Annotated in this window: 11 protein-coding genes; 9 read left to right on the top strand and 2 right to left on the bottom strand. The window is 62.2% G+C overall.

From position 1 onward, the window contains the following. Positions 1-102 precede the first annotated feature (102 nt). From NK8_RS31055 to NK8_RS31045, 3 genes are read left to right on the top strand one after another with little or no spacing between them, the layout of a single operon-like run. Positions 103-792, top strand: a complete 690-nt coding sequence (locus NK8_RS31055) for an ABC transporter ATP-binding protein (RefSeq protein WP_213232017.1) — start codon at positions 103-105, stop codon at positions 790-792. Continuing rightward, on the top strand, positions 789-3,332 hold the full coding sequence (locus NK8_RS31050) for an FtsX-like permease family protein (RefSeq protein ID WP_213232015.1): 2,544 nt from the start codon (positions 789-791) through the stop codon (positions 3,330-3,332). Before NK8_RS31055 ends, NK8_RS31050 begins: the two co-directional genes overlap by 4 nt. Next, complete coding sequence (locus tag NK8_RS31045; RefSeq protein ID WP_213232013.1) at positions 3,332-4,417, top strand: lipocalin-like domain-containing protein; 1,086 nt, start codon at positions 3,332-3,334, stop codon at positions 4,415-4,417. The genes NK8_RS31050 and NK8_RS31045 overlap by 1 nt, the downstream gene beginning before the upstream one ends. Positions 4,418-4,424: 7 nt before the next feature. On the opposite strand, the gene NK8_RS31040 is transcribed toward NK8_RS31045, so the two are convergent. Then, positions 4,425-5,591, bottom strand: a complete 1,167-nt coding sequence (locus NK8_RS31040; protein WP_213232011.1) for a GGDEF domain-containing protein — start codon at positions 5,589-5,591, stop codon at positions 4,425-4,427. 569 nt (positions 5,592-6,160) lie between these two features. Between NK8_RS31040 and NK8_RS31035 the strand changes: the two genes are divergently transcribed. The 6 genes from NK8_RS31035 to NK8_RS31010 all read left to right on the top strand — a co-directional run bounded on the left by NK8_RS31035 (position 6,161) and on the right by NK8_RS31010 (position 13,875). Continuing rightward, the gene (locus NK8_RS31035; protein WP_213232009.1) at positions 6,161-10,330 is read left to right on the top strand and encodes an RHS repeat-associated core domain-containing protein; all 4,170 of its coding nucleotides are present in this window, start codon (positions 6,161-6,163) and stop codon (positions 10,328-10,330) included. After that, the gene (locus NK8_RS31030; protein ID WP_213232007.1) at positions 10,324-10,719 is read left to right on the top strand and encodes a hypothetical protein; all 396 of its coding nucleotides are present in this window, start codon (positions 10,324-10,326) and stop codon (positions 10,717-10,719) included. Before NK8_RS31035 ends, NK8_RS31030 begins: the two co-directional genes overlap by 7 nt. Continuing rightward, positions 10,716-12,104 carry an RHS repeat-associated core domain-containing protein gene (locus NK8_RS43450; protein ID WP_213232006.1) on the top strand — a complete coding sequence of 463 codons (1,389 nt, stop codon included), beginning with the start codon at positions 10,716-10,718 and terminating at the stop codon, positions 12,102-12,104. The genes NK8_RS31030 and NK8_RS43450 overlap by 4 nt, the downstream gene beginning before the upstream one ends. Beyond that, positions 12,098-12,442, top strand: a complete 345-nt coding sequence (gene imm45, locus NK8_RS31020; RefSeq protein WP_213232005.1) for an Imm45 family immunity protein — start codon at positions 12,098-12,100, stop codon at positions 12,440-12,442. Before NK8_RS43450 ends, imm45 begins: the two co-directional genes overlap by 7 nt. A 120-nt stretch (positions 12,443-12,562) precedes the next feature. Next, a complete protein-coding gene (locus NK8_RS31015; RefSeq protein ID WP_213232004.1) occupies positions 12,563-13,495 on the top strand; it encodes a DUF6531 domain-containing protein in 933 nt (310 codons plus the stop codon). Further along, the gene (locus NK8_RS31010) at positions 13,489-13,875 is read left to right on the top strand and encodes a hypothetical protein (protein WP_225936436.1); all 387 of its coding nucleotides are present in this window, start codon (positions 13,489-13,491) and stop codon (positions 13,873-13,875) included. The genes NK8_RS31015 and NK8_RS31010 overlap by 7 nt, the downstream gene beginning before the upstream one ends. An 11-nt stretch (positions 13,876-13,886) precedes the next feature. Here the strand turns inward: NK8_RS31010 and NK8_RS31005 are convergent, their stop codons facing one another. Then, entirely contained in the window at positions 13,887-14,243 is a 357-nt protein-coding gene (locus NK8_RS31005) for a hypothetical protein (protein ID WP_213232003.1), read from the bottom strand. Positions 14,244-14,255 lie beyond the last annotated feature (12 nt).

Raw genomic sequence — 14,255 nt, 5'->3', positions numbered from 1 at the left:
TCCTATCCGGCTAAGGGATAACCCCGAGGGGTGGCGAAGTGCGATCCGGCGAACCCCTGAACATTCAGTCACAATCAGCATGCTTGCAACAACCCAATCCCCATGCGACCCGCCGACTCCGCCATTGCTCCCGCCCTCGAATGCCGCCGCCTCACGAAGACCTACCCCGGCGGCCGCATCGTCCTCGACGCGCTCGACTTCGCGCTGGGCGCCGGCGAGTTTGTCGCGATCATGGGCGATTCGGGCGTCGGCAAATCGACGCTGCTCAACCTGATCGCGGGTCTCGACACGGCCGACAGCGGCGACGTGCTGATCGACGGCGCATCGATCTCCACCCTCTCCGACGACGCCGCAACACGCCTGCGCCGTCAAAAGCTCGGCTTCGTGTTCCAGGCCTTTCACGTGCTGCCGCATCTGACGCTCTATCAGAACGTCGCGGTCCCGTTGCTGCTCAACGGCATGCCGCCCGCGCCCGCGCGCGCGATGCTCGCCGCCGTCGGCCTCGACGGACGCGACGGCGACATGCCGCGCCAGCTCTCCGGCGGCGAACTGCAACGCGTCGCGATTGCCCGCGCGCTCGTGCATCGGCCGCGGCTGCTGCTCGCCGATGAACCCACCGGCAATCTAGATCCGCAAACCGCGCACGAAGTGCTCGAACTGCTGCGCGCCGAAACGAAGGCGACGCAAGCCGCGACGGTCATGGTGACGCATTCGGAAGCCGCCGCCGCGTTCGCCGATCGCGTGGTGATCCTGAGCGACGGCGCGCTGCACGCCGCGACGCTGGCGCGATGAGCGATATCGCCGCGCCGCGCCGCACGTCCGACACGCTCACGCGCTGGCTGCTCGGCGCGCAATGGCGCAGTCATCGGGGCCGCGCGCTCGTCGCCATGCTGACGATCGCGCTTGGCGTCGGCCTCGGCTATGCGGTGCAGCTCATCAACGGCGCGGCCTTCAACGAGTTTTCCGCCGCCGCGCGCAGTCTGTCGGGACAGGCGGACTTGCAGGTGCGCGGCGCGCAGCCTTTCATCGACGAGAACCTGTATCCGCGTCTCGCGACGCACGACGGCGTCGCGGTCGCGAGTCCGGTGCTCGAAGTCGATGCCGCCGTGCCCGGCAGGAACGCGCCGCTCAAGGTGCTCGGCATCGACGTGTTTCGCGCGAAGCGCATCGCGCCGGATCTGACCGGCGTGCCCGCGCCGGACGCATCGCTCGATGCGCTCGCCGATGACGCCGTCTTTCTTTCGCCCGCCGCGCAGACCTGGCTCGACGCGCGCGACGGCGGCCAGGTGCAATTGCAGAGCGGCACGTCGCCGGTGAGACTGCGCGTCGCGGGCGGCATCGCGCGCACGCGGCCAGGGCAGCGCATAGCGGTGATGGACATCGCCGCCGTGCAGACACATTTCTCGATGACGGGCAAGCTCTCGCGGATCGATCTGCAACTCGCGCGCGGCGTCGATCGCGATGCGTTCCGCCAGACGCTGCAACGCGAACTCGGCGCTCGGCTCGTCGTGACCGAAACGCGCGACGTCGAGAGCCGTACCGATCGGCTCTCGCGCGCGTATCGCATCAACATGAACGTGCTCGCGCTCGTCGCGCTGTTCACCGGCGCGTTTCTCGTGTTCTCGACGCAGGCCGCAGGCGTGGTGCGCCGCCGCGCGCAATTCGCGATGCTGCGCGTGCTCGGCATGACGCGCGCGTCGCTCGTGCGGCAGATCATGCTCGAAGGCGCGCTGCTCGGCGTCGTCGGCGGCGTGCTCGGCATCGCGCTCGGCTTCACGGTCGCGGCGCTCGCGCTGCGTTTCTTCGGCAGCGATCTTGGCGGCGGCTATTTTCCGGGCGTCGAGCCGCGCGTCGCGTTCGAGCCGGTCGCCAGCGCGATCTTTCTCGCGCTCGGCATCGGCGTGGCGCTCGCGGGCACGCTCGTGCCGGCGCTCGAAGCGGCGCGCGCCCGGCCCGCGCCCGCGCTCAAGGCCGGCAGCGAGGAAGCCGCGCTCGCGCCGCTCGGCACGCCGTGGCCCGCGCTCGCGTGCCTCGCGGCAGGCGCGGCGCTCTCGCAGGCGCCGCCCGTTTTCGATGCGCCCGTCGGCGGATATATGGCTGTCGCCTTGCTGCTGGTCGGCGGCATCGCGCTGATGCCGCGGCTCACCGCGATCGTGTTCCGACGCGCGATGAAACCGCGCAGCGCCGTCGCGACGCTCGCGCTCGCGCGTCTCGCGAATGCGCCGGGCCAGGCATCGATCGCGATGGGCGGCGTGCTGTCGAGCTTCACGCTGATCGTCGCAATGGCGATCATGGTGACGAGCTTTCGCGTGTCGGTGGAGGATTGGCTCGCGCATCTGCTGTCGGCGGATCTGTATGTGCGGATGGCGTCGAGCGGCGACACCGGCGGCTTGCGGCCCGATCAGCAAATGCGTATCACGACGGCGAACGGGGTCGCGCATGCGGCGTTCACGCGCGCCTCGAAACTGACGCTCGATGCCGCGAAGCCGCCCGTCGCCCTGATCGCCCGCGAACTCGATGCGGCCGATCCCGGCGCGACCCTGCAAATGACCGGCGAAGTGTTGCCGCCCAGCGCCTGGCGCGCAGGCGAAACGCCCGTGTGGGCCTCGGAAGCGATGGCCGATCTGTACGGCTATCGCGTGGGCGAGCGCGTGAGTTTGCCTGTCGGCGGGGCGGGCGAGCGCTTCGTCGTCGCGGGCATCTGGCGCGATTACGTGCGGCAGACGGGCGCGTTGCAGATGCGTCTGGCCGACTACCGGCGACTCACCGGCGACACGACCGCCACTGATATCGCCATCACCTTGCGCGCGGGTTCGAGCGCGGCGCACGTCATCGAGGCCATCAAACAACTGCCGTTCGGCGACACGCTCGAATTTTCCGAGCCCGGCGAGATTCGCGCGCGCACGCTGACCATCTTCGATCGCAGTTTCGCCGTGACGTATCTGCTGGAGGCGGTCGCGATCGTGATCGGTCTGTTCGGCGTGGGCGCGACGTTTTCGATGCAGACGCTCGCGCGCTCACGCGAATTCGGCATGCTGCGGCACGTCGGCGTGACGCGCGCGCAAATCCTCGCGCTGCTCGCGTCCGAAGCGGGATGGCTCACGCTGCTCGGCATCGCGATGGGCTGCGTGCTCGGCTTCGCGATCAGCCTGATTCTCGTGTTCGTCGTGAATCCGCAGTCGTTTCACTGGAGCATGTCGCTGCATGTGCCGTGGACGATGATCGCGGTCATCGCATGCGTGATGCTGCTGTCGTCCTGCGCGACGGCGGTGTTGTCGGGACGGCGCGCCGTGTCCGTCGATGCGGTGCGCGCCGTGCGGGAGGACTGGTGATGCGCCTGTGGCTTCTTCTGGCATGGCTGATTTCGGCGAGCGCATTCGCTGATGAACCCAGGTTCGCGCCCGTCGTGCCGGGCCACGCGATCGAATGGCCGAAGGACAGCGGCGCGCATCCGCCGTATCGCACGGAATGGTGGTACGCGACCGGTTGGCTCGACACGCCCGATCATCAGCCGCTCGGTTTCCAGATCACGTTCTTTCGCTCGAATACCGGCCAGAAGCCGGGCGCGAGCGCGTTCGATCCGTCGCAACTGATCATCGCGCACGCGGCGTTGTCGGACCCGGCGTATGGACGGCTCGTGCACGATCAGAACGTCGCGCGGCAGGGTTTCGGCCTCGCGTACGCGAGAGACGGCAACACCGACGTCAAGCTCGACGCGTGGCGCATGACGCGCGCGGCGGACGGCAGCTACACGGTGCTCGCCGATGCGGCCGGCTTCGCGCTCCATCTGACCTTCACGCCGACGCAGCCGCCGATGATCCAGGGCGAGCAAGGCTATTCGCGCAAGGGTCGGTCGCCGGAACAGGCGAGCTACTACTACAGCGAACCGCAACTGAAGGTGACGGGCAGCGTGACGCGGCCATCGGCGGCGGGCAAGGCGAATGCGAGCGTCGCGGTGACGGGCCGCGCGTGGCTCGATCACGAATGGTCGAGCACGCTGCTCTCGTCCGATGCGGCGGGCTGGGACTGGCTCGGCGCGAATCTCGACGACGGCTCCGCGCTGATGGCCTTCAAGGTCCGCGCCCGCGACGGCCGCGCCGTGTGGGCGCACGCCGCGCTGCGCGAGCCCGATGGCCGCATGCGGCAATTCGGCCCCGGCGATGTCGAGTTCACGCCGCAGCGGCAATGGCGCTCGCCGCGCACGAACACGCTCTATCCGGTCGCGATGAACGTGCGCGTCGGCGAAATGCGCTGGCGGCTGAATCCGCTCATCGACGATCAGGAACTCGACTCGCGCGATTCGACCGGCGCGCTGTACTGGGAAGGGGCGGTAACGCTGGAAGGGGACGGCAAGCCGGGGCGCGGGTATCTCGAACTGACGGGATATGCGAAGACGCTGGAGGTAGAGAAGCGGTGAAATGCGCTCAGGCTTCGCGTAACAGCATTGACTCCCGCATGCCTGCCGACACCCAGCGGCTCTTGCCCGCGCGCTTCGCTTCGTAGAGCGCGTTGTCGGCGTCGCGCAGCACGCCGTCGAGCTCGTCGTGATGATGGTCGAACCTCGCGATGCCGATGCTCACGCCGATCTGCAGCGGCACATCGCCATCGGTGAGAAACGGCTTCGCGAGTTCGCGCACGACCACATCGGCGAGCACGAGCGGATCGGTCTGCGGCGGCGTGACGATCACGAACTCGTCGCCGCCGAGCCGCGCGACCAGCGAACCTTCACCCGACAGATGACGCAGCCGCCGCGCGACGAGCGCGAGCAGAGTGTCGCCGACTTCGTGGCCGTGCGCGTCGTTGACGGCCTTGAAGCCGTCGAGATCGAGATAGAGCAGCGCGGTGCGGGCGCTGTCGCGCGCATGTCGCGGCTCGCGCGAACGCACCGCCTGAAACAGACCCGCGCGGTTGAGCAGGCCCGTCAGCTCGTCGTGGCGCGCGCGGCGGTCGTTTTCCTGTTCGGCTTTCATCGTCGAGACGAGCATGCCGTTCAGACGCCACGCGGCGGCGCTCATCGCGAAGAGATAGAAGGGGATTTGCAGCAGCGTGAGCCAGAGCGTCGGCTCGCCCGCCAGCACCGCGCCGATGCAACACGGCCCGAGCGACAGAAAGATCATCACCGCGACGAGACGCGGCGCGCCGAAATTGCGGAAACAGATTCCGCCGACCATCGCGGCCGCCGACAGAAAAGAGAGCGTCGACGCGATCCAGTCGCCGGAGAGCACCGAGACGAGCGCGCCATAGCCGACCGTCGCGCCCCAGAGCGGCGCGAGTAGCACGTAGGTGTCGGTCAGCGTGGATTTGCGCTCGCGCGCGCGACGCCGCGCGACGACCAGCACGATCAGCCGCACAAGACACACGGCCATTTCCAGCGCGAGCCAGATATGGAAAGGCAGCGACGGATGCCGACGATCCAGCACCCACGCGACGGCGACCGTGTTGAGCACCCCGCCCGCGAAGATCGGCAAGGTGCCGAACAGACTCCCGACGAGGGCGACGCGGATCGCGCGGGGGATATCGGCTCCCGCGTGCAGCAACCACGTGGCCGCGCGTCCGCGCGGCAGGGTGAACACCTCAGTTTGATGATTCATGTTGGCTTCCGGCGGCGGCCCGGAGATGGCTGAACCCTCGCGGGAAAGCCGGACCACACATCGGATAACGGTCGTTCGCTTTGAAACTTTAGGGCGTGTTCAGTCAGAAGATGAAGCGAGGGGCTGCCGCGGTGGCTCGTCGCACTGTCGAACGGCTGATCGAGCACCTGGATTTGCGCGGCGTGATGCAGGGCAAGCGTGTTTGTACGACCGTTGCGATTCACCGTATCAAGGCGCTGACAGTGAAAGTTAGGATTATTCCGCTGTGTCAATGTTAGCAAACGTATGACACTGGAGCAGCGTGCTTCGGCTACGCGGCAGGAGCGTGGGGCGGCCCGTTCGCTGGGTAGCTGGAAAGGAATGTCTTAAAGGTGCGATGTCATGATTTTCGTTGAGTACTGCGGAGTAGCAAGGGTCGATCAATTCGGTCGTTTGCTGAGCGGATGCGTTTCGCGAGATGGCTTGGTGTGGCTATGCCCTTGTCGCTCTCAAGAGGCAAGGGATGTCAAAGGCGGCGCTGTATTGCGGCCTTCTTCCGCGCTCGCGATATGAACTGAGCGGGAGCGTCCATGTACGAAGCTGCCCGGATACATGATCCGATCGCTCATTCGAGCGCGCTCGCTGGTTTTCTGGTGGGGGCGCTGATTGGAATCGCCTTGATTGCCGCAGTCGCGTTTGCGACCTTTACGTGCGGGTTTGGCGTCGCGCTCCTTGCAGGTCTCGCCGCTGGATTGGCCGCCGAAGGCGCGTTGTCATTGGGGGAATCGATAGGCCGATCCATCAAATCCAAAGCGGGCATGATCGCGGCGGGTTCGTCGAACGTCTTCGTGAACGACCGAGAGGCGGCGCGAGTCGAGTTGAGCCCGGTGGCCTGCGACAAGCATCCTCCCGTCAAACGCATCGCCGAAGGATCGAGCAATGTGTTCATCAACGATAAGGCCGCTGCGCGTCGGGACGATCGCACCGAGTGCGACGCGACCATCGACGGTGGATCGGACAATGTGTACATCGGTGGCGGACGCACGCAGTATCTGAAGATCGATCCGGAGATTCCCGACTGGTTGCGCACCGCAGTCCAGGTGGCGTTCGTCGTCGCGGGGCTGGCGGGGAGCCTCGCCGGCGCCGCTCGCGCCGCCGCCAAGGCCGGCACCCAGTTCGGCGTGCGCTGCGCGACCAAGTTCGCTGCGGGCTATGGCCTTGGCGTGCTGGCCAGCGAGGCCGTGAGTCGCTATGTGATCGGGCCAGCGCTCAGCGGGCTGATGGGACATCCCGTCGAGATGACCTCGGGCCGCAAGCTGATCCTTCCTGAGTCGGATTTTGTGTTGCCCGGGCGGCTGCCCATCGGCTGCTCACGCTTCTACTCGAGCACGCTCAGCGACGCGGGCCTGCTAGGCCCCGGCTGGCGGCTCGACTGGGAGATGAGCCTGCAGCGTTCGGAAGGCGAACTCGTGTATCGCGGACCGCAAGGCCGGCCGATTCGCTTTCCGTCGATGGAGCCGGGGCACCAGTTGTATGACGCGGAAGAACAGATCTATCTGTCACGTGCGCATGACGGGCGATACATCGTGCATACGCTCACTGGGCATTACTTCGTGTTCGGCGAGTTCGATAGGCACGATCTGGCCCGACTCACGTTGATCGAAGGCCCGCAAGGACAGCAGGTCTTCCTCAACTGGGATGAATACGGCGCGCTGCACGACATCAAGGATCAAGCCGGCCATTGGCTGCGGCTCCACTACGCCGGGACCTTCGCCCGGCTGAGTCATATCGAACTGCTTGCGGGCGGCACGCCGGGCGTGCTCGTTCGCTACGGTTACGACGATCACGGCTATCTGAACTCCGTCACCGATCGCGCCGGCACCGTCACGCGCCGCTTCGCCTATGAAGACGGCCTGATGGTGCGTCAGCGCAATGCCGAGGGTTTCGAGTGCGAATATCGATGGGCACACACGCAGGATCGCGCCTGCGTGCTCGAGCATCGCACGAGCGCGGGCGAGCACTATCGGTTCCGATACGACTTCGAGCGCGGCCAGAGCGAGGCGACCGACGTATTTGGCAACATCGCGCGCTGGCAGTTCGACGCGAATCAACGCGTGATCGCCCACACGGGCTTCGACGGCCTGTCGTATCGCTTCGAATACGATCCGTCGGGCTGGCCGAGCGTGATGCATCTGCCGGGAGAACGCACCGTCGAGTTGCGCTATGACGCGTTGGGACGACTCGTGGCCGAGACCGACCCGCTGGGGCAAACCACGCGCTTCGAATACCACGCGAGCACGGCCAGCGTGCGCGAGACCATGCTTCACGACGGTCGCAAATGGCGCACGGACTACGACGACAGGAATCGTCCGGTGCTCGAAATCGACCCGCTTGGCCGGCGCACGACGCTGGCATACGGGCGAGACGGTCAGCTCTCGCACATCACCGACGCGCGAGGCGGCACGGTTTCACTGGAACACGACGAACGCGGACTGCTGAGCGCGCGCACGGACTGCTCGGGCAGCGTGACGCGTTACACCTACGATGCCGATAGCCGCCTCATCGCACTCACCGACGCCCTGAACCAGACCACGCGCGTGCGCTACAACGCCAGCGGCTTGCCCGAAGCGCTCACGCGAGCGGACTTGCAGACCGAGCGATATCGCTGGAATGCGCTCGGGCAGTTGATCGAACACATGCGCCCGGCCGGCCAAACGGAGCGCTGGACGCGCGATGGCCTCGGACGCGTATCGACCTACACCGATGCAGAAGGCCGCACGATCCGCTACGAGCGCGACGCGCACGGCCGTCCGTTGAAACTCATCAACGGCAACGGCGCGAGTTACGCATTCGACTGGGATGCAGCCGGGCGGCTCATGCGCGAGCAGCGCGTGGACGGCACCAGCCGCAGCTTCGCCTATGGCGACGACGGTTTCCTGCGCTACGTCGCCACGCGCGCAGGCGCCTCGGAGCGCATGGAACTGCACGAACGCGATGCGCTCGGGCGTCTGATCCGGCGAGCGGGCGAGCACAGCCAGACACGCTATCGATACGACGTGCTGGGCCAGTTGACCGAAGCGCGGCGGATTCCGACCAACGCGGGCGAGTTGCTCGACATCGTCGCCGATACGGTGCGCCGGGAATACGACGCAGCCGGACAACTGCTCGCCGAACACGGCGCGAACGGCAGCGTGTGCTATGAGCGCGATGAACTCGGCAATCCGCTCTCGATGACGTTACCCGATGCACAGCGCATCGAGACGCTGTATTACGGTTCGGGCCATGCACATCGGATATCGGTAGATGGCGAGGTGATCGCGGACTTCGAGCGCAACGCGCTGCACGCGGAGATCGTTCGCAGCCAAGGCGCGTTGAGTCTGCAGACGGGTTATACGCCGCTGGGTCAGGTGGCGTGGCAGCGCGCGAGCAAGACGCCGATTCAACAACACGCAGCGACCGAAGCCGACAGCGCCCTGTGGTGGCGATACAACTACGACAGTCGTGGCGAGATGGTGGAAAGCATCGACCGGCAGCATGGTCGGACGGTGTACGACTACGATCGCGCGGGGCAACTGCTCAGGCGCAGCGCCGAGGGTTTCGACGAGGAGCGCTTCACCTGGGATGCGGCGGGCAACCTGCTCAACGATGAGGGCCGGGCGGCCAATGAGAAGATCGCGCCGCTGCTCGATAATCTGCTGCGCGAGTATCGCGGCGTTCGATACGAATACGATGAATGGGGACAGCTCATTCGTCGCAACAGCATGGCGCTCGGTTGGGATGCGGAAGGGCACCTGCTGTGGACGGACGATGGTGTGGTGCGCGCGCGTTATCGGTATGATGCGTTGGGTCGGCGCATCGAGAAGCGCGTGCGTGCGGTGGCTTCCGATGGATTCTCTGAAAAGCGTGTCCGCTTTATTTGGGATAACTTACGTCTGGCGCAGGAGCGGGAGGATACGGGGAGCATCCGCACGTATCTTTATGATCCGGTGCGCGCGTATGCACCGCTTGCGCGTCTGGATCGCGCGTATGCGACGGATCAGGCGAAGGTCTATCACTATCACACGGACCCGGCGGGTACGGCCCGCGAAGTCACCGATGCGCAAGGGCGCGTGGCGTGGAGCGGAGGCTATGCGGCGTGGGGGAAGGTGAGGGCGAATCTGGCTGCCAGTGCTCAACCGTTCAGCCAGTCGCTGCGCATGCCCGGACAGTATCATGATGATGAGTCGGGTCTGCACTACAACACGTTTCGGTATTACGATGCGCATGCGGGACGGTTCATCTCGTCTGATCCGATTGGGTTGGCGGGCGGATTCAATCTCACGCAGTATGCGAAAAATCCGTTGAGGTGGATCGATCCGCTTGGATGGGCCGATTTTGTTCCTCAACCGTTGGATTCGGGTTCTGTATTTCGTGGAATTCCGGACAAAAATTTATATTCGCCATCAGCGCGCGATCTTGCTCAGTTCGAGAAAACCGGGAAAATGCCTGGCTTCTCTACGTTCTTGGACGGTGATGGAGTCAAGGGGCTGATGAAGGGCGGTAAGCCGATGTTTAGTCAGGTAGCTGAAATAGATGTTTCGAAATTGAGTTCTAATTTGATGGCAACATTGGACTCAGCGAAGGGCCATGTAAGCATCCATCCATCCGATAGCTATTTGCAGTCCAGAAATATGACTATGTCCGAAGCATTACGAGAGTGGCATGCGCAAGGTGATGCCCACCCTTTGAGTCAAGAGGCCCGTGGAGCTGCGACATGTTGAGTGCTTTTGAGAACCGCAAAAATTGTCTAATTTTTCAGTGCGCGCAGAAATTGCTGCGAATTGGTCTGTTGTTGCAGAGCCGTATTTCGAATGATTTCACAGAGGCTCGAGTAGAAAGTCGCGTTAGCATTAAAAAAGATAAAACCTGGCTTAATGTGTACATTGGAAATGGCGATGAAGATGAAGTTGGATTATTCGAAAACGACTTGATAAATGTAGATGTTACCGATTTTTCGATCAACATCGATTGTACGATTTATTCAAACTACGGTATTGATCGTGTTTTTTCTAAAAACGACATGTTAAATCAATTCGATTTCGAGATTTTTGATTTATTGGGCGAAAAGATTTACTCTGCCATGAAACTGCATATAGAATATCTGATTTGAAATCCTTGCTGGCATGCCCCTGCAGGGCGTGCTGTCTCGGGGAATCGATCGGCCAAACCCACAAATCCAAAGCGAGCGAGATCGCGAAAGGCTCGCCCAACGTGTACATCGGTGGCGGACGCACGCAGTATCTGAAGATCGATCCGGAGATTCCCGACTGGTTGCGCACCGCAGTCCAGGTGGCGTTCGTCGTCGCGGGGCTGGCGGGGAGCCTCGCCGGCGCCGCTCGCGCAGCGGCCAAGGCCGGCACCCAGTTCGGCGTGCGCTGCGCGACCAACTTCGCTGCGGGCTACGGCCTTGGCGTGCTGGCCAGCGAGGCCGTGAGCCGCTATGTGATCGGACCCGCGCTCAGCGGCCGGGCGGCCAATGAGAAGATCGCGCCGCTGCTCGATAATCTTCTGCGCGAGTATCACGGCGTTCGATACGAATACGATGAGTGGGGACAGCTCATTCGTCGCAACAGCATGGCGCTCGGTTGGGATGCGGAAGGGCACCTGCTGTGGACGGACGATAGTGTGGTGCGCGCGCGTTACCGGTATGATGCGTTGGGTCGGCGCATCGAGAAGCGCGTGCGTGCGGTGGCTTCCGACGGATTCTCTGAAAAGCGTGTCCGCTTCATTTGGGATAACTTACGTCTGGCGCAAGAGCGGGAGGATGCGGGGAGCATCCGCAGGTATCTTTATGATCCGGTGCGCGCGTATGCACCGCTTGCGCGTCTCGATCGCGCGTATGCGACGGATCAGGCGAAGGTCTATCACTATCACACGGACCCGGCGGGTACGGCCCGCGAAGTCACCGATGCGCAAGGGCGCGTGGTGTGGAGCGGGGGTTATGCGGCGTGGGGGAAGGTGCGGGCGAATCTGGCTGCCAGTGCTCAACCATTCAGCCAGTCGCTGCGCATGGCCGGACAGTATCATGATGATGAGTCGGGTCTGCACTACAACACGTTTCGGTACTACGATGCCCATGCGGGACGCTTCATCTCGTCTGATCCGATTGGGTTGGCTGGGGGATTCAACCTGTATCAGTACGCAGATAATCCGATTGCGTGGATCGATCCACTGGGATTAAATGCACTTCCTGAAACGGCCGCAGAGTTTGCAAAGCGGATTTCAGCAATGTCTCCATCGGAAAGAGTCGCGGCTGTGAAGGGAAAGATAGCCAAGGTGGCAGGGAAAAATGGCTGGACAAAAGATTCGAAGCTTACTCAAATGAATCAAAGAGATGTATATAAAAGTGCTGATGGAAAATTGTACGCAGCAGACACACAACATGGAACTATTGAACATACAGACGCAAAAGGCAAGCATCTAGGTGAGTTCGATATAGATGGCCATCAAACAAAGCCGGCAGATAAATCAGGAGGGCATAATTTAAAATGTTAGCAACGATTAAGCTAGTGGATTTGCAAAACGATTTGGAAAGAGGTTCCATATTAAGATGTAAAGGCTTATATCCATATGAAAATTACGTTGACTTTCTGGTTGCAGAGCATTTTGAAAATAACAAGCGTCAGTATGCGTTAGTGGTTATATCTGGTTATAAGGCTGGCTCTACGTACGTTGTGCTTCCGGAAGAATCTGTACCAATGGAAAACCAAGGATACGCCATAGACTTGGAGTGGCTAAAACTTAACTGGCATAAGTGGGGGTATTTTGACTGCCCACTTGATGAAGTTTATTCTGTACATAGGGCAATTCCTGCCAATTACTATGACTATTAACATCAATACACTGCGAGTCCGAGCGACAGGTTATCCATTCGATCGAGATGCTAGGCCGCCTTCATTCGAAGCGGCAGCGACGTACTGATTTTTTCCTGTTCCACAGCGTTTGACCGTTCGATGCCAAGCAGGACCCCAGGCCGCAAGCTCATCCTTCCTGAGTCGGATTTTGTGTTGCCTGGGCGGCTGCCGATCGGCTGCTCACGCTTCTACTCGAGCACGCTCAGCGACGCGGGCCTGCTAGGCCCCGGCTGGCGGCTCGATTGGGAGATGAGCCTGCAGCGTTCGGAAGGCGCACTCGTGTATCGCGGACCGCAAGGCCGGCCGATTCACTTTCCGCCGCTGGAGCCGGGACACCAGTTGTATGACGCGGAAGAACAGATCTATCTGTCTCGCGCGCACGACGGGCGCTACATCGTGCATACGCTCACCGGGCACTATTTCGTGTTCGGCGAGTTCGACCGGACCGATCTCGCGCGCCTCACGTTGATCGAAGGCCCGCAAGGACATCAGGTCTTCCTCAACTGGGATGAATACGGCGCGCTGCACGACATCAAGGATCAAGCCGGCCATTGGCTGCGGCTTCACTACGCCGGGACCTTCGCCCGACTGAGTCATATCGAACTGCTTGCGGGCGGCACGCCGGGCGTGCTCGTTCGCTACGGTTACGACGATCACGGCTATCTGAACTCCGTCACCGATCGCGCCGGCACCGTCACGCGCCGCTTCGCCTATGAAGACGGTCTGATGTTGCGTCAGCGCAATGCCGAGGGTTTCGAGTGCGAATATCGATGGGCGCACATGCAGGATCGCGCCTGCGTAGTCGAACATCGCACGAACTCCGGCGAGCACTATCGCTTCCGATACGACTTCGAGCACGGCCATAGCGAAGCGACCGACGTGTTCGGCAACGTCGCGCGCTGGCAGTTCGACGCGAATCAACGCGTGATCACCAAGAGCGGAAAGGATTTCTGGAAAACACTTAATGACAATCCTCAAGATAAAACAATCAGGCCTGTAACAAAAGAGGGGTCAGGAAATGGAGCATGCTAGAGATGATATCTAGAGCAAAGGTTGAAAGAGTAGGTGAGGATATCGAAGAGGAAGTTACTCTCTTGATTGATCGGGTAGAAGTCGTATGTTTTGCTGGCGTGTGTCCCTATGCAATCAAGGAAGGTGAGACATATCCCGTTTCTATGACATTGACTATCCTTGATGATTACAACCTTCATGAATCGAGTGATGAGCAGCCGTCATTGCGGCGGATCGGCAACAGCTTCTCATATATAGTTACTGGACGGCTTTCTGGTGATGTACTCGATGCCGGCATAAAGTTTATTGATGACGTATTTTTAAGCGATTATGGGTACTTGAACGGAAAAATGATTTCAATGCAGGTTGATAGGATTGACGTGGAATTTCTTTTCGCCTGAACGAAGGGCCGCTAACGCGGCCCTTCGTTCAGGCGGCGGTAATGGTCAGTCGCCCGTGTTCGATGGATGAATACGACGCGCTGCAGGACATCAAGGATCAAGCCGGCCATTGGCTGCGGTTTCACTACACCGGGACCTTCGCCCAGCTGAGTCATATCGAACTGCTCGCGGGCGGCGCGCCGGGCGTGCTCTTTCGCTAAGGTTACGACGATCACGGCTATCTGAGTTCCGTCATCGACCGCGCCGGCACCCTCACCCGCCAATTCGCCTATGAAGACGGCCTGATGGTGCGTCAGCGCAATGCCGAGGGTTTTGAGTGCGAATACCAATGAGCGCACACGCAGGATCGTGCCTGCGTGGTCGAACATCGCACCAGTACG

The organism is Caballeronia sp. NK8 (assembly GCF_018408855.1).
In the GTDB taxonomy this organism is placed as follows: Bacteria; Pseudomonadota; Gammaproteobacteria; order Burkholderiales; family Burkholderiaceae; genus Caballeronia.
The sequence above is the reverse complement of the archived record's forward strand: the minus strand, read 5'-3'. Positions and strand labels throughout refer to the sequence as shown.